Origin of the sequence: Streptomyces sp. NPDC053755, from assembly GCF_040677675.1 — a bacterium.
GTDB lineage: Bacteria > Actinomycetota > Actinomycetes > Streptomycetales > Streptomycetaceae > Streptomyces.
In genome coordinates this window covers 73217-93814 of the sequence record NZ_JBFASK010000009.1, presented here as the reverse complement: position 1 = coordinate 93814, position 20598 = coordinate 73217, and the positions used below count along the sequence as shown (strand labels likewise).

The 20598-nt window shown below is 73.0% G+C and carries 19 protein-coding genes; 4 read left to right on the top strand and 15 right to left on the bottom strand.

The annotated features are described in order from the left end of the window. Window positions 1-109 precede the first annotated feature (109 nt). Window positions 110-1498 (bottom strand): aspartate ammonia-lyase, encoded by a 1389-nt coding sequence (locus AB0K65_RS12105; RefSeq protein ID WP_365715696.1) that lies wholly within the window; start codon window positions 1496-1498, stop codon window positions 110-112. 289 nt (window positions 1499-1787) lie between these two features. On the opposite strand from AB0K65_RS12105, the gene AB0K65_RS12100 reads away from it, so the two are divergent. Further along, the gene (locus AB0K65_RS12100; protein ID WP_365715695.1) at window positions 1788-2714 is read left to right on the top strand and encodes an oxygenase MpaB family protein; all 927 of its coding nucleotides are present in this window, start codon (window positions 1788-1790) and stop codon (window positions 2712-2714) included. Here the strand turns inward: AB0K65_RS12100 and AB0K65_RS12095 are convergent. Then, on the bottom strand, window positions 2671-3336 hold the full coding sequence (locus AB0K65_RS12095) for a hypothetical protein (protein WP_365715694.1): 666 nt from the start codon (window positions 3334-3336) through the stop codon (window positions 2671-2673). The two genes, AB0K65_RS12100 and AB0K65_RS12095, sit on opposite strands and share 44 nt — an antisense overlap. 189 nt (window positions 3337-3525) lie before the next feature. On the opposite strand from AB0K65_RS12095, the gene AB0K65_RS12090 reads away from it, so the two are divergent. Next, complete coding sequence (locus tag AB0K65_RS12090; RefSeq protein ID WP_365715693.1) at window positions 3526-5109, top strand: GMC oxidoreductase; 1584 nt, start codon at window positions 3526-3528, stop codon at window positions 5107-5109. Window positions 5110-5127: 18 nt separating this feature from the next. On the opposite strand, the gene AB0K65_RS12085 is transcribed toward AB0K65_RS12090, so the two are convergent. After that, complete coding sequence (locus tag AB0K65_RS12085) at window positions 5128-5607, bottom strand: carboxymuconolactone decarboxylase family protein (RefSeq protein WP_365715692.1); 480 nt, start codon at window positions 5605-5607, stop codon at window positions 5128-5130. Continuing rightward, window positions 5604-6683 carry a dihydrodipicolinate reductase gene (locus AB0K65_RS12080; protein WP_365715691.1) on the bottom strand — a complete coding sequence of 360 codons (1080 nt, stop codon included), beginning with the start codon at window positions 6681-6683 and terminating at the stop codon, window positions 5604-5606. The genes AB0K65_RS12085 and AB0K65_RS12080 overlap by 4 nt, the downstream gene beginning before the upstream one ends. Before the next feature lie 223 nt (window positions 6684-6906). Between AB0K65_RS12080 and AB0K65_RS12075 the strand changes: the two genes are divergently transcribed. Then, window positions 6907-7707 carry a VOC family protein gene (locus AB0K65_RS12075; RefSeq protein WP_365715690.1) on the top strand — a complete coding sequence of 267 codons (801 nt, stop codon included), beginning with the start codon at window positions 6907-6909 and terminating at the stop codon, window positions 7705-7707. Between the two features lie 61 nt (window positions 7708-7768). Here AB0K65_RS12075 and AB0K65_RS12070 read toward each other — a convergent pair whose 3' ends face one another. The 11 genes from AB0K65_RS12070 to AB0K65_RS12020 form a co-directional block, all read right to left on the bottom strand. Beyond that, complete coding sequence (locus tag AB0K65_RS12070; protein ID WP_365715790.1) at window positions 7769-9304, bottom strand: hypothetical protein; 1536 nt, start codon at window positions 9302-9304, stop codon at window positions 7769-7771. 171 nt (window positions 9305-9475) lie between these two features. Then, window positions 9476-9670: a hypothetical protein gene (locus AB0K65_RS12065; protein ID WP_365715689.1), complete on the bottom strand. Its 195-nt coding sequence runs from the start codon at window positions 9668-9670 to the stop codon at window positions 9476-9478. Window positions 9671-9876: 206 nt separating this feature from the next. Beyond that, entirely contained in the window at window positions 9877-10533 is a 657-nt protein-coding gene (locus AB0K65_RS12060) for an ATP-binding cassette domain-containing protein (protein ID WP_365715688.1), read from the bottom strand. A 305-nt stretch (window positions 10534-10838) separates the two neighbouring features. Further along, window positions 10839-11741: an ABC transporter ATP-binding protein gene (locus tag AB0K65_RS12055; protein ID WP_365715789.1), complete on the bottom strand. Its 903-nt coding sequence runs from the start codon at window positions 11739-11741 to the stop codon at window positions 10839-10841. A 212-nt stretch (window positions 11742-11953) separates the two neighbouring features. Next, window positions 11954-12790 carry an ABC transporter permease gene (locus tag AB0K65_RS12050; RefSeq protein ID WP_365715687.1) on the bottom strand — a complete coding sequence of 279 codons (837 nt, stop codon included), beginning with the start codon at window positions 12788-12790 and terminating at the stop codon, window positions 11954-11956. Continuing rightward, complete coding sequence (locus AB0K65_RS12045; protein ID WP_365715788.1) at window positions 12783-13748, bottom strand: ABC transporter permease; 966 nt, start codon at window positions 13746-13748, stop codon at window positions 12783-12785. The genes AB0K65_RS12050 and AB0K65_RS12045 overlap by 8 nt, the downstream gene beginning before the upstream one ends. 23 nt (window positions 13749-13771) lie before the next feature. Next, on the bottom strand, window positions 13772-15376 hold the full coding sequence (locus AB0K65_RS12040) for an ABC transporter substrate-binding protein (RefSeq protein WP_365715686.1): 1605 nt from the start codon (window positions 15374-15376) through the stop codon (window positions 13772-13774). A gap of 111 nt (window positions 15377-15487) precedes the next feature. Continuing rightward, window positions 15488-16582: an acyl-CoA dehydrogenase family protein gene (locus AB0K65_RS12035; RefSeq protein WP_365715685.1), complete on the bottom strand. Its 1095-nt coding sequence runs from the start codon at window positions 16580-16582 to the stop codon at window positions 15488-15490. Beyond that, window positions 16579-17760, bottom strand: a complete 1182-nt coding sequence (locus AB0K65_RS12030) for an acyl-CoA dehydrogenase family protein (RefSeq protein WP_365715684.1) — start codon at window positions 17758-17760, stop codon at window positions 16579-16581. Before AB0K65_RS12030 ends, AB0K65_RS12035 begins: the two co-directional genes overlap by 4 nt. Then, window positions 17757-18725, bottom strand: coding sequence for an NADPH:quinone oxidoreductase family protein (locus AB0K65_RS12025; RefSeq protein ID WP_365715683.1), 969 nt, complete (start codon window positions 18723-18725; stop codon window positions 17757-17759). Before AB0K65_RS12025 ends, AB0K65_RS12030 begins: the two co-directional genes overlap by 4 nt. 101 nt (window positions 18726-18826) lie before the next feature. After that, complete coding sequence (locus AB0K65_RS12020) at window positions 18827-19411, bottom strand: XRE family transcriptional regulator (protein ID WP_365715682.1); 585 nt, start codon at window positions 19409-19411, stop codon at window positions 18827-18829. Window positions 19412-19475: 64 nt separating this feature from the next. Between AB0K65_RS12020 and AB0K65_RS12015 the strand changes: the two genes are divergently transcribed. Then, window positions 19476-20441, top strand: a complete 966-nt coding sequence (locus AB0K65_RS12015; RefSeq protein ID WP_365715681.1) for an NAD(P)/FAD-dependent oxidoreductase — start codon at window positions 19476-19478, stop codon at window positions 20439-20441. The last annotated feature ends 157 nt before the right edge of the window (window positions 20442-20598 follow it).

Below are 20598 nucleotides of genomic sequence, written 5' to 3'. Positions count from 1 at the left end.
ACGCACCGCACACGACGTCCCGGCCCGGCACGACCCGGCCGGGACTCTGCGCTGCCGGGACTCAGCGTCGCCATGACACCGCGTCGCCGGGGCTCAGCCCGGCCGGGGCTCAGCTCGGCCGGGCGAGGCGCGACGGATCGAGCAGCTCGTCGAGCTCCCCGTCGGTGAGCAGCCCGTCGCGAGCCGCCAGCTCACGGACGGGAACCCCCGACTCCCGGCACTCCCGCGCCAGGGCCGTGGACCGCTGGTAGCCGATGACCGGGTTCAGCGCGGTGGCGAGACCGGCGCTCCTCTCCACCAGAGCCTGCAAGCGCTCCTCGTCGGCCTCGATGCCGGCGACGCATCGCTCGGCCAGGAGCCGGCAGGCGGCGGCGAGCCGGTTCGCGGAGTTGAGCAGATGGTGGACCATGAGGGGTTCGAAGGCGTTCAGCTGGAGCTGACCCCCCTGGGCCGCCGCGCAGACGGCGGCGTCCGCGCCGAGGACGTCGAAGCAGACCTGGTTCACGGCCTCCGGCATCACCGGATTGACCTTGCCCGGCATGATGCTCGACCCGGCCTGGAGTTCCGGCAGCCGGATCTCGCCGAGGCCCGCCCCGGGACCCGAGGCCAGCAGCCTGAGGTCGTTGCAGATCTTGGACAGCCGTACGGCGAACTGACGGAGGGCGCCGGAGAGCCGGACGAACCCACCGATTCCCTGCGTGCTCTCCACCAGGTCGCGGGCGGGACGGACCGGCACGGACGCGACGGCTTCGAGGTGGGTGACAGCCAGACGCGCGAAGCCCTCGTCCGCGTTGAGGCCGGTGCCGATCGCCGTGCCCCCCAGGTTCACCTCCAGGAGGGACGCGGCGGCCAGGCGGATGAGGTCGGCGTCGTCCCGTACGGTGAGGGCGAACGCGTCGAACTCCCGGCCCAGTGTCATCGGCACGGCGTCCTGCAACTGAGTGCGCCCGAGCTTCACCGTCTTCGCGAAGTGCCCGCCCCGGTCGCCGAAGGCGTCGCGCAGCACGGTCATCGCGTCGAGCAGCCGCCCCGCGGAGGCGTACACCGCCAGCTTGGCCGCCGTGGGATACACGTCGTTGGTGCTCTGGGAGCGGTTCACGTCGTCATGGGGGTGCAGGTGCTCATAGCCGGCCCGCGGGTGCCCCATGATCGCGAGCGCCCGGTTGGCGATGACCTCGTTGGCGTTCATGTTCGCCGAGGTTCCCGCCCCACCCTGGAAGACGTCGACGACGAACTGGTCGTGGAGGCGGCCCGCGCGGATCTCCCGGCACGCCGCCACGATGGCCCGGGCGCGCTCCTCGGGAAGGGTCCCCAGCTCCAGGTGGGCCAGCGCGGCCGCCTCCTTCACCGCGGCCAGCGCGACCACGAGTTCGGGATGCGACGACAGGGGGATGCCCGTGAGAGGGAAGTTCTCCACCGCGCGCAGGGTGTGAATGCCCCAGTACACATCCGCCGGCACTTCTCTCACCCCGATGAGATCCCGCTCTTCGCGTCGCATGTCCGTCCCCTCTCTCTCGGCACGGGCGACTCGCGCCCCGCCCTGCCCGAAGTATCGTGCATTACAGATCGCACACGCAACCGCTTCCGAGAATCGTCCATTACGGATTCGATGCGGCTGTCCGGGCACCGAGCCGCACGGGGACCCCATCGCGCAGCGCGGTGACGCAGGCGGCTCAGCGGCAGGGGCGTCGGAACGCGACGCGCACGCGTACCCCCGGACCGGGCCGCGCCACGCCGCGCCCGTACGGCCCGGGTCACCCCGTCCGGGCGCGACGCATACTGGGCGCATGGGATGGCAGCCCCCCACCGTCGACGATCTGAGGGAACGGCTCGGCGCCACGCTCTTCCGCCGGGTGGCCGGCCCTTCGGGCGCGTCCACGCGCGCCCGGATCCACGGCGCTCCCGGTCCTCGCTGGTTCGGCCCCGACCGCCCCATCCGCGCCGTCCACGGTGACGCCTCCATGTTCGTCGGCGGTCTGACGGCGCTGCTCCTGCAGTCGCTGCACCCCCTCGCCATGGCCGCGGTCGCGGCTCACTCCGGCTTCAGGGGCGATCCCTGGGGCAGGTTGCAGCGGACGAGTACGTTCCTCGCCGTGACGACGTTCGGGACGGCCGAGGACGCGCGGCAGGCGGTGGACCGGGTCCGGGCCGTCCACGAGCGGGTCCGGGGGACGACCCCGGACGGCATCCCGTACCACGCCTCCGATCCGCATCTGCTGTGCTGGGTGCACGTGGCGGAGGTCGACAGCTTCCTGCGGGCCCACCGCGTCTACGGAGCGGCTCCGCTCGACGACGCCGGCTATGACGGATACGTCGCGGACGCCGCCGTGATCGCGCGGGAGCTGGGCGTCCCGGACCCGCCGCTCAGCGTCGCCGAGCTGGCGGCGCGGATGGAGGCGTACCGCGCGGAACTGCGGGCCACGCCCGCCTCCCGGGAGGCGGCGAGGTTCCTGCTGCTGCGTCCGCCGATCCCCTGGCCCGCCCGGCCGCCCTACGCGCTGCTGGCGGCGGCCTCCGTCGCGCTGCTGCCCCCGTGGGCCAGGAAGCCGCTGGGGCTGCCGCGCCTTCCGGGCCCGGCGTGGGACGGGGCCCGGGTGGGCGGGCGGCTGGTGACGGGCTCCATCCGCTGGGCCATGGCGCCCAGGCCGCGCACCTGGGACGAGAGCGGGGTCACTCTCCCGCGTGCGCGGCGCGACGGATCGTCGCGTCGATGAGCGCGAGCGCCTGCTCCGCGGTGCGGCCCGGCGCGCGGTTCCACGGCCCGATCAGGCCCGTCCAGCCCTGTGCGCGCAGTTCGGTGACCAGCCAGGCGGCGGAGCGGTTCATGGTGTCGGCGCTGCCGTAGCCCAGGCGGTGGGCCGTGAGCAGGGCGCCGCACAGACAGCGGGCGCCGCGGGCGTCGCGGAGGCGGTAGGGCTTGTTCTGCCAGCCCCATTCCACGAGAACGCGGCGGGCGTGGGCGAGATGGGTGGAGGGCCGCAGGTCGGGCCGGCCGATGCGGCGCCAGGCGTGCAGACGGTCCGGCATGACCGCGCCGAGCCGCCCGGGAAGCGGCCGCTCGGGGGGCGGGGGCGCCGGGAGGGCGTCCAGTGCGGTGGCGACGAGCTGGTCGACGGGCACCGACAGGAGGGCTCGCCAGCCGTCCGCGGGGGGTGTGACCGGGATGTCGGCGGGCGGCGCCGGGGCGTCCCAGAGACGGACGATCTCCCGCCACGCGGCGGTGTCGCAGAGCTGCGCGGCGGCGCGGTCGACATCTTCGGGGACCGCGTCCAGGGCCGGATCCAGGGCCTGGGCCGGGGCGGACGCGAGGGCGGGGTCGGCGGCGGTGGTCGGCATGGTGGGCGCGCTCCTGGCTCGATCGGTCCTCAGTCTGCCCAGAATGTCGGCTTTATAGGGATTCACCTTGAATGCCGGAGTGCACAAGGTGCGCGACCCACCCATAAGTTACCTATCGGTTTACCGTGACTTCCCAAGCGGCCGGCAGTAGAACTCGTTCCTCTTCCCATCGACAGAGAGGAACTTCACGTGGTATCACGCAGAAGATTCATCACTGGAACAGGTTCCCTTATCGGCGCTCTGGCCCTCCCCGGAACGGCCGTGGCGGCCACCCGCGTCACCGCGGGAGCCCACCTTCCCGTCCTGGTGATCGGGACCGGCTACGGCGGCTCCGTCGCCGCGCTGCGCCTGGCCCAGGCGGGCGTCCCCGTGCACATGGTCGAGATGGGCATGTCCTGGGACACCCCGGGGCCGGACGGAAACGTCTTCGCCAACACCACCAAGCCGGACTACCGCTCCTTCTGGCTGCGCACCCGGACCAAGCAGCCCCTCAGCAGCTTCCTCGGCTTCCCGCTCGACAAGGACGTCCCCCGCTACACCGGCATCCTGGACGCGGAGGAGTTCGCCGGCATCACGGTCTACCAGGGCCGGGGGGTGGGAGGCGGCTCCCTCGTCAACGGCGGCATGGCGGTCACGCCCCGGCGGGAGAACTTCGGGGCGATCCTCCCCTCCGTGAACGCCGACGAGATGTACTCCGTCTACTACCCCCGCGCCAACGCCGGGCTCGGCGTCAACCAGGTGGACCCCGCCTGGTGGGAGAGCGCCGCCTGCTACCAGTACGCGCGGGTGGGCCGCAAGCACGCCCAGCGCTCCGGCTTCCCCTTCGTCTTCGTGCCCAACGTCTACGACTGGGAGTACATGAAGCAGGAGGCGGCCGGGGCGGCCCCCAGGTCGGCGCTGGCCGGCGAGGTCCTGTACGGCAACAACCACGGCAAGAAGACCCTGCGCAAGACCTATCTCGCCCAGGCCCAGGCCACCGGACGGGTCACCGTCTCCCCCCTGCACAAGGTCACGTCCGTCACCCCGGCGGCCGGCGGCGGCTACACGGTGTCGATCGACGAACTCGACACGACGGGCGCCACCAAGGCGACCAAGACGGTCACGGCGGGCAAGGTCTTCTTCGCCGCCGGCAGCGTCGGCACCAGCAAGTTGCTGACGAGGCTGCGGGCCACCGGCGCCCTGCCCGGCCTGAACGCCGAGGTCGGCAAGGGCTGGGGGGACAACGGCAACGTCATGTGCGGCCGCGCGAACCACATGTGGGACGCCACCGGCAAGCTCCAGTCCTCCATGCCGACGGCCGGCATCGACAACTGGGACGCGGGCGGCGCGTTCGCCGAGGTGGCGCCCCTGCCCACCGGCATCGAGACGTACGCCTCGTTCTACCTCTCCATCACCAAGAACCCGCACCGGGCGGAGTTCTCCTACGACGCCGCGGCCGACCGGGTCGATCTGAACTGGCAGACCGCCTGGAAGCAGCCGTCCATCGACATGGCGAAGAGCATCTTCGACAGGATCAACGCCAAGGAGGGGACGATCTACCGCACGGACCTCTTCGGGGGCTCCAGGATCTGGGGCGACCACCTCACGTACCACCCGCTCGGCGGCGCCGTGCTGAACCGGGCCACCGACAACCACGGCCGCCTGCACGGCCACCCGGGCCTCTACGTCATCGACGGCGCGCTGATCCCCGGCAACGCCAGCGTCAACCCCTTCGTGACGATCACGGCGCTCGCCGAGCGGAACATCGAGAAGATCATCGCCACCGATCTGTGACGGCGGCCAGGGGCCGGCTCAGCCCTGGGGCAGGACGCACACGGTGTCCAGGCCCAGCACGTGGTTGAGCCGGCCGAACGCCAGCCAGGAGCCGATGCTCATGCTCAGCTCGACGATCTCCCTCTGGCTGTAGTGCCCGGTCATCCGCGACCAGAACTCCTCGTCGAGACCGTGGTGGTCCAGGGCGTACCGCTCGGCGTACTCCGCCGCCAGACGCGTGCGCTCGTCGAACGCGTCCGTGGTGCGCCAGTGCGTCACGGCGTCGGGGAAGGACTCCTCGACCTTCCGCCCGTCCCGTTCGGTACGCCAGTCCAGGCAGAAGGCGCAGCCGTTGATCTGCGCGATCCGCAGCCGGGCCGCCTCGAACTCGCGCAGGCCGAGCGTGGTGTGCTCGTACACCGACAGCGAGAAGTTCGCGGCCGCCATGCCGATGCCCGGGACCATGTCGCCCCAGACGTATCCGATCGGTTCCTGGCCCTCGGGGATGTCGATGATCACGGCTGTCTCCTTCCGAGCCTGCCCACCGCGGGACGCAGGGGCACGTCCAGCGCGTCGTAGAGTCCTGGCTTGGCGTCCACGAGCCAGTCGACGGCGTTGACCAGCCTGCCGACCGCGGTGGCGTTCCCGCCCGCGGACCTGTTCTCGCCCTCGTCGGTCGCCTCGACGGTGACCTGGATGCGGGGGCGGCCCTCGACGATCACCCGGTGCGCTCCCGCGCCGTCGGGCGGTGTGGGCCAGTCGGGGGCGCAGGAGGGGTGGATGCGGGTGACGTGCTCGATGACGATGCGGGGCTCGCCGCCGACGATCCCCCGCACCTCGAACCGCACGGCACCCTGGGTGCCCGCCTCGAAGGAGCCCATCGTCCGGGTGGTCACGGTGGAGCCGAGCGGGCGCCGCTGCAGCGTCTCGGTGATGTCGTCGAGCGTGACGCCGAGGGCGCGCGCCATGAGCCGTATCTGGCCGCCCCACACCATGGTGGGCACCGACGGGGCGAGCATCGGCGGTTCGTACTCCATGGGCTGCCCCATGCCGACGAGATGGCGGACGGAGTCCTCCTGCTCGTACGTCGAGTAGTCGAAGATCTCCTGGCAGCGGATCGTGTCGACGGTGGTGCCGAGGCCGCTCACCAGCAGGGGGAGGACGTCGTTGCCCCAGCCGGGATCGACTCCGGAGACGAAGAGCGAGCCGCCGCCCTCGGCGACGGCGGCGAGGACCGGTTCGCGCAGCTCGGGCGGGGCGCCCGCCGCGTCGTAGAGCGGGTACAGCGAGGGGGTGACCACCACGGCGCCGGCGCGGATGGCCGCGACGATGTCGGCGAGCGCCTCGTCGGGCCGGATGTCACCGGACGCGGCGTAGACGACGGCCCGCGGACGGCCGGCGAGCGTGGCCTCGGCGTCGCCGGTCGCGGCGACCCCCAGGGTGCGGCCGATACCGGCGAGGTCTCCGGCGTCGCGGCCGACCTTGGCGGGCGTGTGGACGAGTACGGCGTCCAGCTTCAGGGCCGGGTGGGCGTCCACGGCACGGATGGCGGCACGCCCGACGTTTCCGGTTCCCCAGACGACTGTCGGAATCATGGGCGGAGAGTAGCCTGACGGACCGTCAGTTCCTAGGGGTGCGACGTACGCGGTCGCCGTACGGGACCGATCAAGGGTCCGCACACCCCTCGCGGGCGGCCCATCACGGTGCGTCACCGCGCGGGCTCGGGCAGGCGTGGTTAGCGTGGCCTGGAGAGACGTCCCACGAGCACCCCCTCGGACACGCAGGGGACGCCCCGTCGATCGGAAGAGAGTCACCGTCATGGCCGCGCAACCCGAAGGCACGCCGATCTGGGCCGACGCGATGTTCACCGACCTCGAGGCCGCCAAGACGTTCTACGGCGAAGTCCTGGGCTGGACCTTCGCCGAGTCGTCCGCGGAGTTCGGCAACTACACCCAGGCGCACCGGAACGGCAAGGCCGTCGCGGCCGTCGTCCCCCCGATGCCCGGCCAGGACGCCGAGCCGCAGTCGGCCTGGTGCCTGTACTTCTCCTCCCCCGACGTGACCGCCACGGCGGAGAAGATCAAGGACAGCGGCGGCACCGTCCTCATGGAGCCGATGGCGGTCGCCGACTTCGGCTCCATGTGCCTGGCGCGGGACCCCGCTGGCATCGTCTTCGGCATCTGGCAGCCCGGCACCCACAAGGGCTTCGAGCTGGAGGGCGAACCCGGAGCGTACGCCTGGGCAGAGGTCTTCACCCGGGAGCCGGAGACGTCCGACGCCTTTCTGACCTCGGTCTTCGGCTACAACGCGAAGAGGATGACGGACGACCAGGTCGACTACAAGGTCTTCGACCTGGGCGGTGAGATGCCGGTCATCGGCAGGATGACCATGACCCCGGAGGACTTCCCGGCCGAGGTCCCGTCGTACATCCAGGTCTACTTCGCGGTCGACGACTGCGACGCCGCGGTGGCGACGGCGGAGAAGCTCGGCGGCCGGAAGGTGTTCGGGCCGATGGGCAGCCCGTTCGGCCGCTTCGCGAGCATCGTGGACCCGCAGGGCGCGGCCTTCGCCGTGATCGACCTGAAGACCACCGAGGGCGAGATGCCCGCGTTCGTGTGAGGCGGGAGCGCGCGGCGACGCCCGGGACCGTGACGGCCCCGGGCGTCGCCGTGCCTCAGGCTCAGGCTTCGTCCCGCACGGCCACGATCCCGTTGAAGACGCCGACGTAGGCGGTGCCGTCGGGGCCGAGGGTGATCGGCGCCCAGTTGTTGTCGTAGGCGACACCGGTGCCGGTCAGCCGGCGGAACACCCGCTGCCCGGTGCGGAAGTCGACGGCGGTGAGGTACCAGGCGTCGATGCCGAGGGCGCTCGGCTCCTTCTCGTAGAAGTAGAGGAGTCCGTTGACCGTGGAGAGCTTCGGCACGGTGGAGGGGGACCGGACGTCGCTCTCCCAGACCGTGTCGCAGCCGCTGCCGTCGGGGCGTACGTCGATCCGGGTCACTCCGCCGGTGACGCTGCGGCCGAAGGTGAGCGTGGCCGGGTTCTCGTAGCCGTAGTTGTTCTCGACGATCAGGCTGTCGCCCCAGCTGATCAGGGAGTTGTCGGTGGTGGAGGCGCCCGGCCGGAAGACCGGCACGCGGCAGACCAGGCGCTCCGTCTCGGCCACGTCGGCGCCGCGGCGGTAGACGAGGACGTTCATCCGGTCGTCGGCGTTGTCGGTGATGGCGACATAGTCCTCGCGGGTGCCGAAGAGGTCCGGAGTGGTCCCCGAACCCTGGTTCACCGAGCCGGGTTTGGTGCCGGTGCCGCGGTCGTACGTCTGCCGCCACCGGATCCTGGGGGTGCCGTCGGCGTCGGCGCGGAAGCTGTAGAGCGCGTGGTCGGAGACGATGGACACGCCGTCCTCGGCCACCGAGAAGGAGTTCTGGATCTCCTCGCCGTCCAGCCGGACGGCGCGGAGCGCGCCGGTGGCGGGATCGACGGTGCCGACCCGCCCGAGGCGCGTCACCCACCAGATGCGCCCGTCCCAGTCGGGCATCACGGAGGTGACCGGGTCGCACACGCCGCTGGGGAAGAGGTTCGTCCAGCCGACGCAGTCGTGCGGGACGAGCGGGGTGAGGTCCCAGTCGTCCTCGACGGTGAACTTCCAGCTCCCGTCGGCGCCTTGGGAGTGGGCGATGCGCAGGATGTGCTGGCGGGAGTCGGCGAGGACGACCCGGTCCCGCTGGTCGAGGTAGAAGTAGGCACCGCCGGAGGTGTCCTTGAAGATCTTCTCGAAGTCGAGACGGGTGATGGCCTCGACGGTCGAGGAGCGCTGCGGGAGGCGGTACTCCGCGAGGGTGTCCAGGGTGCCCGGGTCGAGCAGCTTGAGCAGGAACCCGGAGAACGTGCCGCAGACGGTGAGCAGGCGGCCGGCCGTGTCGAAGGTGACCGTGGCGCACTCGCCGCCGAGCGGGGCGATCTTCTCGCTGGTGACCCTCGGGGCGCGGCCGAGCGGCCCCGGGTGGGGGTGGGTCCCGCTGCCGGCACCGTCGGCGTGCATGCCGCTGCGTCCGTTCGGAGCGAGGTACGGATGCCGGTCGGGCGCCTCTCCCGGTACGGGCCGGGGGGTGGCGGGCGCGCCCTGGTAGTGGTCCACCAGCCGATGGCCGGGCGCGAGGGGTATCTCGTCGGCGAGAGCGACGGGGGTCGCGAACGCGAGCGCGGTCGCGCACACCGCGGCGATCAGCGCGAGTGCGCGGGCTCGTGTGGGGGGCGTGATCAATGCGGCTCCTCGGGTGCGTACGTCGGTCGCGCCGGCGGCCGACGTTAGGCCCGAGCACCCCACTTGTACATGCGACCACCCTGCGTTTCACGGGCACTTCATGATCGTGAAACGTTACGGCAGTCAGGGCTTGAGGCTGCTGACGACGTTGGCGGTGGCGGCCACGCCGTTCTGGATGGTGGGCGCCATGCTGGTGCCCGCGAGGAAGAAGCCGAGCAGCGCGCAGACCAGGGCGTGGGAGAGCTTCATACCGCCGTTGCGGAGGAAGATCACCGCCAGCACCAGCAGAAGCAGCACCACGGAAATGGAAACGGCCATCGCCACACCCTCCTTGCACCGCACCGGAATTGCGGCGTCCGGCGGCCAGTGTGGCGCAGGGGGAGCTCCGTCCGGCGGTACGGCATGCCTGCCGAACGGGTGACGTTGGGGGCCCTGGGCGGCGAGTGGGGGCACCTCCCGTGCCCGAAGGGCCGCGGGAGGGCGTGCAGGGCGTCGCGGCCCGGGCGAGGCTTTCCGGAGACGACCTAGCCCAGGCACTCCTGCCAGTCGACCGTGCGGTCACACCAGCGTTCCAGGAGGATCCGGTCGTGGCCCACGGCCAGCAGCCCCGCGCCGGACCGGGCGCGGTAGGCCTCGACCGCCGCGACCAGCGCGGCCGTGGTCGAGGCGTCGAGCATGGCCGTCATCTCGTCGCAGACCAGCCAGCGCGGGCGCAGCACCAGGGCCCGGGCCAGGCAGGCGCGTTGGAGCTGGCCGTCGCTGACCTCGTGCGGACGACGGGCGAGGAGGTCGGCGGTGAGGCCGACCTCCGGGGCGAGTTCGGCGAGGCGGTCCTCGGCTTCGGACCGCCGGCCGGTGGCGCGCAGGGGCTCGACGATCAGGTCGGCGAGCCGGAGCCGGGGGTCGGCGGAGAGGCGGGGCTGCTGGAAGACCACCCCGACGGAGGTCCGCAGCGCGCGCGGCGCACCGTGCCGCCAGCCGCGTACCTCCGTCCCGTCGAGCACCAGGCGGCCCGCGTCGGGCCGGTGGAGCAGGGCGGCGACCCTGGCGAGCGTGGACTTGCCGCAGCCGCTGGGGCCGAGCAGACCGACGGACCCGCCTGGCGGGACGGTCAGCGACGCGCCGCGGAAGACCGGCGCTCGGCGGTCGTAACCGGCGGTGATGGCGTCGAGTTCAAGCACGGGGCCCTCCGGGCGGGACGGGAGCGGGGACGTGACCGGGGGCGGGAGCGAAGACCCGGCCCGAGACCCGGTCGACGGACCGGCCGCAGAACCCACCGAGACCGAGGGGCCGCATGGGGACCGGGCCACGGGGCCGGCAGACGAGCCGGCCACCCGTCGGGCCGGAAGCCCGGCCGACGAGCCGGCCTCGCCTCGGACCAGGGGGCTGCCCCGGTGCCCGGCCGAGGGTCCCGTCGGGGTGGGGAGCGAGGGCCGGCGCCGGCCGGGCGGGGCAGGGGCGGGTGCCCGGGCGCGGGGGCGTGGGGCTACGCATCGCCGCCGCCTCGCACCGGGTGGTGGCAGGCCACGCCCGCGAGCGGCACGGGGAGCGTGCCGCACTCCGCGGTCGCGCGCCCGCACCGGGGGGCGAAAGCGCAGCCGGAGGGCAGGTCGGTCAGTTCGGGCGGCATCCCGGGGATGGGGGTGAAGGCGCGGTCCGGCAGGGCGTCCAGGAGACCGCGGGCGTACGGGTGCCGGGGGCCCGGCTCGCCGAAGAAGCGGTGCGCGGCGGCGGTCTCGACGATGCGGCCCGCGTACATCACGGCCACCCGGTCGGCGATCCTCCGCGCCGCCTCCAGGTCGTGGGTGATCAGCAGCAGCCCCCGGCCCTCGTCGGCGTGCCGGCGCAGCTCGTCGACGGTCCGCTCGACCAGGTCACGGTCGAGCCCCGTGGTCGGCTCGTCGGCGAGCAGCAGCGGCGCGTCCCCGATCAGGGCGAGCGCGGTCGCCGCGCGCTGCGCGAGGCCCCCGGAGAGTTCGTGGGGGTGGCGGTCGAGGTGACCGGCCGGGAAGGCGGCCCGTTCGGCGGCCGCCTCGGCCGCCGCGCGCCGCTCCCGCCGCGCCGTCCCGGTGAGTTCGCGCACCGTCTCCTCCAGCTGGGAGCGCACGGTGCGGACGGGGGTGAGGTGGGCTGCCGGGCTCTGCGGCACGAGTCCGACGCGCCGGCCTCGTACCGTACGCGCCAGGGTCCGTTCGTCGGCGGCCAGCAGGTCGACGCCGCCGAGGCGGGCCGTGCCGGTGGTCTCGGCGTTGCCGGGCAGCAGGCCGAGGAGCGCGGAGGCGAGGACGGACTTGCCGCAGCCGCTCTCCCCGACCAGGGCGAGGCACTCCCCCGCGGCCAGGTCGAAGTCGGCGGCGGTGACGGCGGCGACCCGGCGTCCTCCGCGCATGCGGAAGCGGACGGACAGGTCCCGGACGCTCAGGACGGCGTCGTCGGCGCGTCCGGCGGCGACCGCCTCCAGGGCGCGTACGACGCGTGCGTTCTCCGCTCGGGGACGCGGGGCCCCGGGGTCACCGGCCCGGCCACCCGGGGCCGGGATGTGCGAGGCCGGGGAGCCTCCGGCCGGGGTGTCCGAGGTGCGGGGCTTCTCGGCGCGGGGGTTCACAGCATCAGCTCCGATCGACGGCGCGGATTGAGGCGGTCGCGCCACACTCCGGCGAGTCCCGCGACGGCCAGGGTCGGCACGATCAGGAACAGGCCGGGGAAGAGCGTCGGCCACCAGTCCCCTGCGAGCAGGGAGGAGCGGGCGCTCTGCACGAGGTTGCCGAGGCTGGCCTGGTGGCTGGGGAGGCCGAGGCCGAGGAAGGAGAGCGCGGACTCGTGCCACATGGCGTGCGGGACCATGAGCACGGCGGCGAGTCCGGCCTGGGGCAGGACGGCCGGGAGCAGGTGGCGTGCGGCGACCCGCCACCGGGAGGCGCCGCCGGAGACCGCCGCGTCGATGTAGGGGCGCGAGCGCAGCGAGAGGACCTCGGAGCGGACGATGCGTGCGGTCGACAGCCAGTGGGTGAGGGCGACGGAGACGATCACCGGCCAGACGCCCGGCCGGAACATCGCGACGATGAAGATGCCGAGCAGCAGGTGCGGCACGGAGGAGAAGGCGTCGACGATCCGCATCACGAACCGGTCCGTCCAGCCGCCGAGCGCTCCCGCGGCGGCGCCGACCGCCGTGCCGATGACGGTGGCGACGAGCGCGGCGACCAAGCCCACGAGCAGCGAGATCCGCAGCCCGTAGACGCTGCGCAGCAGCAGGTCGCGGCCGACGTCGTCGGTGCCGAACGGGTGCTCCCAGGAAGGCGGCAGGAGCTTGCGGGAGAGTTCGACCGCCTGCTCGTCGAGGCGGACGACCGGGGGGACGACCAGGACCGCGAGGACCACGGCGCCGACGATCACGGCGGAGGACCAGAAGCGGACGCGCCGGGTGCGGGGGTCAGCCATCGAAGCCCACCCTCGGGTCGGCCAGGCCGTACAGCAGGTCGGACAGGAGGTTGCCGAGGAGCACCGCGGCCGTGGCCAGGACGGTGAGCGCGGCGAGCAGCGGGAAGTCGACGGAGGTGGCGGCCTGGACGGTGGCGGCGGCGATGCCGGGCCAGCTGAAGACGGTCTCCACGAGCAGGGCGCCGGTGATGAGTTCGGGGACACGGGAGCCGACCAGGGTGAGCATGGGCAGCATGCCGGAGCGCAGGGCGTGGCCGAGCAGGACGGTGCGCTCCCGCAGTCCGCGTGCGCGTGCCCCGCGGACGGGGTCCTCCTCCAGGGCGTCGCCGACGCCCTGCCTGACGTACAGGAAGAACCAGGGCAGTTGGGCGACGCCGAGGACGGCGGCGGGCAGCACGAGGTGTGCGGCGACCTGGTCGAAGGTGACGGTGTCGCTGGCCGTGTCGGTGAGCCCGCCGGCCGGCAGCGCGCCCAGCTTCAGCGCGAAGAACCAGATGGCGAGCAGGCCGAGCCAGAAGGCGGGGGCGGCTTCCAGGGTGTACGCGGCGGAGCTGACGGTCCGGTCGAGCCAGCCGCCGCGGCGGCGTCCGGCGAGGACCCCGAGGGCGGTGCCGAGGAGGATGGCGAGGAGGAAGGCGGTGACGGCGAGGAGCGCGGACCAGCCGATCCGCTCGGCGATGACGTCGGCGACGGGCTGCCGCATGACGCTGGAGTCTCCGAGGTCGCCGCGCAGTGCGGAGGTGAGCCAGTCCCACCAGCGGGTGACGAGCGGCTGGTCGACGCCGAGGTTGGCGCGCAACTGGTCGAGGTTCTCCTGCGAGGCGGTGAGGCCGGCGGTGCCGGCGTACGCCTTGACGGGGTCGAAGGGGGAGGCCGCGGCGACGGCGAAGACCGCGAAGGTGACCGCCAGCAGGACGGGGACGGCGAACAGCGCCCGCCGTCCCGTCATCCGGGCCATGGCCCCCCAGGGGAGGCGACGGCTCACCGCGTGTCCTTCGGCTTCCAGGTCTCGACGTTCCACCAGGGGCCGGCGGCGAGTCCGTGGTCGTGCGGCTCGGTCTGGGTGGACAGTCCGGTCCAGCGGTCCTCGACGACGTACAGGTGGTCGATGTGGGTGAGGAAGGTGTAGCCGGGGTTCTTGACCAGTTCGCGCTGCACGGTGTCGTACGCGGCCCGGCGCGCGGTGAGGTCGTCGGTGCGCCGGCCGGCCTCCAGGGCCTCGTCGACGGCCTTGTTGTCGTACCAGGCCATGTTGTTGAAGCCGTCGCCGGCGAGGGTGGACTTCAGGAGGAGGTACTGGTCGAAGTCGGGGTCACCGGGCGAGCCGCCGCCGGCGAGGACCGCGTCGGTCCTCATGCGCGGCTCGATGACCTCCCAGGTGCCGCCCTGGGTCCTGATGTCGATGCCGGCCTTCTTGGCGTCGGAGGCGTAGGCGAGCGCGTGGTCCTGGCGGAGCTTGTCCCCGGAGAGGTACCAGAGCGGGAACTGGGCCCGTACGCCGTTCCTGACGCGGATGCCGTCCGGGCCCGGCTTCCATCCGGCCTCGTCGAGGATCTTCCGGGCGCCGGCGAGGTCGTGGCGGCGCTCGGTGCCCTTGGCGAACCACTCGCTGTCGGTGGGTACGGGGCCGTAGGCGGGCTTTCCGGCGCCTTCGAGGATCTTGTCGACCATGGTCTGCCGGTCGACGGCGATGTCGAGGGCGCGGCGGACGGCGGTGTCTCCGGTGACCCGGTGGTGCGTGGGGAGCGTCACCGTGCGGTAGTCGTACGTCGTGGCGGCGTACGTCCTCTTCGCCTTGTCGTTCTTGAATCCGGCGGCGAGGTTGGGCGGGAGGATGGCGCCGTCGAGGTCGCCGGAGCGCAGCCGGGTGGCGCGGACGTCGTCGTCCTTGATGATCGCCATGGTGAACTTCTTCACCTGCGGGGCCCCGCCCCAGTAGCGGGGGTTGGCCTCGAAGCTGAGCTTCTCGCCCTTGGACCAGCCGGTGAGGACGTAGGGGCCGGTGCCCACGGGCCGGGTGGTGAAGGGGCCGGAGTTGACGTCCTGGCCGGCCGCGACGTGCTCGGGGGCGATGGCGAGGACGGTCCGCTCGGCGAAGGGCGCGTAGGGGTACTTCAGGGTGAAGACGACGGTGTTCCCACCGACGGCCTTGACGTCCTTCAGGGCGTCGAGTTCGGTCCGCGAGGGGTTGTTGGTCTTCGGGTCGAGGATCGTCCGGTAGGTGAAGACGACGTCCTTGGCCGAGAAGGGGCGGCCGTCGCTGAAGGTCACGCCGGTGCGAAGGGTGTAGGTGTACGTCAGTCCGTCGGGGCTCACCCGGGGCAGGGCGTCGGCGAGGGCGGGCCGCAGCTTCATGGTCTCGTCGAAGGCGAGGAGCCCGTCGAAGATCTTGGAGTTGCCGTCCTTGCCGTAGCCGAGGAGGGGGCTGAGGGTCTCGGGTTCGTAGGCGATGCCGACGACCGCGGAATCCTTGGGGCCGCCGGAGCCCGAGGCGGGGCCGCCGGGGTTCGAGCAGGCCGCCGCGGTGAGGGCCAGGGTTCCGGCCAGCGTCGCGGCGGCCGCGCCGCGTATGGATCGGGCGGTCATGGTGCCCACACCCCTCTTGAAGATCAACCGTTGTTGCGAACAACTCGCAATTAAACAGTATGTAAAGGGGTGTGGGCACGGGGGCCCCTTACTTCGGCCCGGCCTTCCGGTTCACGCCGGGGCCGGGAGACCCACCAGCTCCGCGAGCGCGTCCTGGTGGAAGCCGGCCGAACCGAAGGCGATCTGGTCGGACTTGGCCCGCTTCAGCGCGAGGTGGGCCGGGTGCTCCCAGGTCATGCCGATGCCTCCGTGCAGTTGCACGCACTCCTCGGCCGCGTGGACGGCCACCCGGGAGCAGTACGCCTGGGCGACGGCGACGGTCAGGGGGGCTTCGGGGCTGCCGGTGGCCAGTGCGTCGGCGGCGGCGCGGGCCGCCGCGCGTGCGTTCACGATCTCCAGCCAGAGCTGTGCCATCCGGTGCTTCAGCGCCTGGAAGGAGCCCACGGGGCGGTTGAACTGGTACCGCTCGCGGGTGTGCCGCACGGTCTCCTCCAGGCACCACTCCGCGAGGCCGAGCTGCTCGGAGGCGAGCAGCCCGGCGCCCGCGAGCAGACCGCGCCGGACGGCCTCGGCGGAGGTGTCCGCGTCGGCGATCCGGGTGCCGGCGGCGTCCGTGGTGACGGCGGCCAGGGGCCGGGTCAGGTCGAGCGGCGTCCGCGGCTCCACGGTGGCCTCGGCGGCCGGGACGGCGTGGAGCCCGTCCGCGCGCGGCACAAGGAAGACGTCGGCGACGACGGCGTCGGCGACCCCGGACACCGTGGGCGCGCCGTCGTGGCCCGTGCCGCGGGACGCGGGCGCGGCGGTGGGGCCGGTCGACAGCGGCAGCGCGAGGACCGCCACGCTCCGCCCGGCGGCGAGGTCGGCGAGGAGTCCGGCGACGGGCCCGCTCTCCGTGTCCAGGGCCAGCAGGGTCTCGGTGGCCACCACGGCGCTGGTGAGGTACGGCGCCGGCGTCACCGCGCGGCCCAGCTCCTCCAGCACCACGGCCGCCTCGCGGTGGCTCGCGCCCTGGCCGCCGAGCTTCTCGGGTACGAGCAGTCCGGCCGCGCCGATCTCCCCCGCGAGGGACTTCCACAGGCCCGGCACGTACGGGCTCTCGCCCTCGATCCGGGCGAGCAGCGTCTGCGCGCCGGCCCGGTCGGCGAGCAGCGAACGGACCGCCGCCCGCAGGTCGTCTTCCGTCTCGGAGTAGAGGAGGTCGGTCATCGGGCGAGGTCCTTCCAGGCGACGTCCTTGTCGTTGCGGGGTTCGGCGGGGAGGCCGAGGACCCGTTCGGCGACGATGTTGAGCAGGACCTCGGTCGTACCGCCCTCGATGGAGTTGCCCTTCGAGCGCAGGTAGCGGTAGCCGGCGTCCCGGCCGGTGAAGTCGACCAGTTCGGGGCGGCGCATGGTCCAGTCGCCGTACAGCAGCCCCTCGTCGCCGAGGAGTTCCACCTCCAGGCCGCTGATGGCCTGGTTGAGGCGGGCGAAGCCCAGCTTCATGGCGCTGCCCTCCGGGCCGGGCTGTCCGGCGACGAGCTGCTGGCGCAGCCGTTCGCCGGTGAGCCTGGCCACCTCGGCGTCGACCCAGAGGTCGAGCAGGCGGCGGTGCAGGTCGTGGGTGCGCAGCTCCGGGCGCTCGCGCCAGGTCGTGGCGACCGGGCCGATCATGCCGCCCTCGCGGGGGATGCGGGCGCCCCCGATGGAGACGCGCTCGTTCATGAGCGTGGTCTGGGCGACCCGCCAGCCGTCGCCGACCTCTCCGAGGCGGTGGGCGTCGGGGATGCGGACGTCGGTGAGGAAGACCTCGTTGAACTCGGCCTCGCCGGTGATCTGGCGCAGGGGCCGTACCTCGACGCCGGGGTCCGACATGTCGCAGACGAAGTAGGTGATGCCGCGGTGCTTGGGCACGTCGGGGTCGGTGCGGGCGATGAGGATGGCCCAGCGGGCGACATGGGCGCTGGACGTCCACACCTTCTGGCCGTTGACCACCCAGGAATCGCCGTCCCGGACGGCCCGGGTGCCGAGCGCGGCGAGGTCGGAGCCGGCTCCCGGTTCGCTGAAGAGCTGGCACCACACCTCCTCGCCGACCCAGAGCGGCTTCAGGAAGCGCTGCTTGACCTCGTCGGAGCCGTAGGCGAGGAGGGTCGGGGCGGCCATGCCGAGACCGATCCCGATCCGGCGCGGGTCGTTGTCGGGGGCGCCGGCCGCGGCGAGTTCGGCGTCGACGACGGCCTGGAGCGAGCGGGGCGCGTCGAGTCCGCCGAGGCCGGCGGGGTAGTGCACCCAGGCGAGCCCGGCGTCGAAGCGTGCGCGCAGGAAGTCCTCCCGCGCGGTGGCGGCGGGCGGGTGTTCGGCGAGCAGCCGCCGGGTGCGGTCGAGCAGTTCGGCGGTGTCCGTCATGCCCGGGCTCCTTCCGGGAGGACGACCAGACGGCCGGTGGTGACGCCCTCGGCGACCCGCTGCACGGCGTCGGCCGCGTCGGCGAACGCGACGCGCTCGCTGACCAGCGGCTTGATCAGCCCCTTGGCCGCGTACGCGGTGAGGGTCTCGTGGCAGCGCGGGATCGCGGCCGGGTCCTTGAGGTTGTAGAGGCCCCAGTGCAGGCCGAGGATCGCGTAGTTCTTCACCAGGGCGTGGTTGAGGGCGGGCGAGGGGATCGATCCGCTGGCGAAGCCGACGACGACGATCCGGCCCTCGAAGGCGACGGCCTTGGCGGACTGGGCGTAGGCGGCGCCGCCGACCGGGTCGTAGATCACGTCCGCTCCTCGGCCGCCGGTGGCCTCCTTCACGGCGGCGACGACGTCCTCGGAGCGGCGGTCGATGACGACGTCGCAGCCGAGCGCGCGGGCCACCTCGGCCTTCTCGGGGCCGCCGACCACGCCGATGACCGTGGCGCCGGCCGCCTTGCCGAGCTGGACGGCGGCGCTGCCGACTCCGCCGGCGGCGGCGTGGACGAGCAGCGTCTCGCCCTCCTTCAGGGCGGCGCGGCGGTGCAGGCCGAACCAGCCCGTCTGATAGCCGATGTGGAGCGCGGCCGCCTCGGCGTCGTCCAGGGCCTCGGGGGCCGGGAGCACGCTCCCGGCGTCCGCCACGGCGTACTCCGCGAGGCCGCCGTGCGGAAGGACGGGGGTGGCGATGACCCGGCGGCCGTCCTCGGTCTCGCCGCAGATCTCCACCCCGGGGGTGAAGGGCAGGGGCGGCCGCACCTGGTACTGCCCGCGGCAGAGCAGGGCGTCGGGGAAGTTGATGTTCGCGGCGCGGACCTTGAGGAGGAGCTGCCCCTCGCCCGGGGTGGGCACGTCCACCTCGTCGCGCTGCATCACCTCGCCCGGCTCGCCGTTCTCGTGCACTCGCCATGCCTGCATGGAGCTCCTCCACCAGCGGTCGTCCGTACTGCGCGGTCGGTCGCATACTAAGCGGTCGCTTGCCGTGGAGGAACCGTATGCCGCGACTTTCTCGGCCGCCCTCAGGAGTTCTTCGGCCGGGCTCGCACGTGCATGCGCTCACCCTGCGGCCCGAACAGGCTCAGGAACTCCACCGGGCCGTCGTCCGTGGGCCCGAACCAGTGCGGCACGTGCGTGTCGAACTCGGCCGCCTCCCCCGCCACCAGGACGACGTCGTGCTCGCCGAGGACGAGCCGCAGCTTGCCGGAGAGGACGTAGAGCCACTCGTACCCCTCGTGCACGCGCGGATCGGGGTTCTCGTACGGCTTGTCCTGCACGACCTTGTAGGCCTGGAGGCCCCCGGGCTGGCGGGTGAGCGGGAACATGGTGCGGCCGTGGCGCACGATCGGCTTGGCCCGCACGCGCGGATCGCCGACCGGCGGCGCGCCGACCAGTTCGTCCAGGGGCACCTGGTGGGCGCGCGCGATGGGGAGCAGCAGCTCCAGACTGGGCTTGCGGTGCCCGGACTCCAGGCGGGAGAGCGTGCTCACCGAGATGCCGGTGGAGGCGGAGAGATCACCCAGGGTGGCCCCCCGCTCGTGCCGGATGCGGCGCAGCCGCGGACCGACCTCGTTCAGTACCTCGTCGATGCGTTCGTCATCGGTCATGAGTCCATTGCAGAAACGGCAAGAACATTTGTCAAGAGTCGACCGCCGGAGTGAGAGTCGTGGCATGAGCGAACACGAGCACACTCCCGGACAGCGGTACGACGTCGTGGTGGTCGGAGGCGGTGCGGCGGGACTGAGCGCCGCTCTGGTCCTCGGCCGGTCGAGGCGCCGGACCCTGGTGGTCGACGCAGGCGAGCCGCGCAACGCCCCGGCCGCCCACATGCAGGGCTACCTCTCCCGGGACGGGATGGACCCGGCCGCGTTCCTGGCGGAGGGACGGCGCGAGATCGCGGCGTACGGGGTGGAGTGGACGGCGGGGCGGGTGACGGAGGCGGCCTCGGACGGGGCCGACGGGTTCGTGGTCACCCTGGACGGCGGGCGGACGGTCCACGCGCGCCGGCTGGTCGTGACGACGGGCCTGGTGGACGGACTCCCGGCGATCGAGGGAGTGGCGGAGCGGTGGGGGAAGGACGTGCTCCACTGCCCGTACTGCCACGGCTGGGAAGTCCGCGACCAGGCGTTCGGGGTCATCGCGCACCCGGTGATGGGTGCGCACCAGGCCCTGATGGTGTCCCAGTGGTCCGACGACGTGACCCTCTTCCTCCACACGGCCGCTCCCCTGTCCCCGCAAGATCGCGCGAGGGTGGCGGCGGCCGGCATCACCGTGGTGACCGGCGAGGTGTCCGGGCTGGTCGTCGAGGAGGACCGGCTGACCGGTGTGCGGCTGGCCGACGGCCGGGTCGTGGAGCGCGCGGTGCTCTTCGCCGGGACGCTCCTGTCGCCCCGGGACGGGCTGCTGACGGCGCTCGGGGCCACGACCGAGGAGACGCCGTTCGGGCCGTTCGTGGCGGTGGACGCGACCGGGCGGACCAGTGTCCCGGGGGTCTGGGCCGCGGGCAACGCGGTCGGGCCGGCGGAGCAGGTGATCAACGCGGCGAGCGGCGGATACCGGGCCGGCACGGCGATCAACGGGGAGCTGATCCTCACCGACCTGGACCGGAAGGCCGCGTCCGCGAGCCGGCGGGGATGACACGGGGGGAGGGTGCCGCCCCGGGGGCAGGAGCGGTCGGCCGGGTGCGGCGGGGTCGCCGCGGGGAGGGACGGGTAGCGGGGACCGGAAGAGCGGCGGCCCGTCGGCCGGGTGCGGCGGGGTCGCCGCGGGGAGGGACGGGTAGCGGGGACCGGAA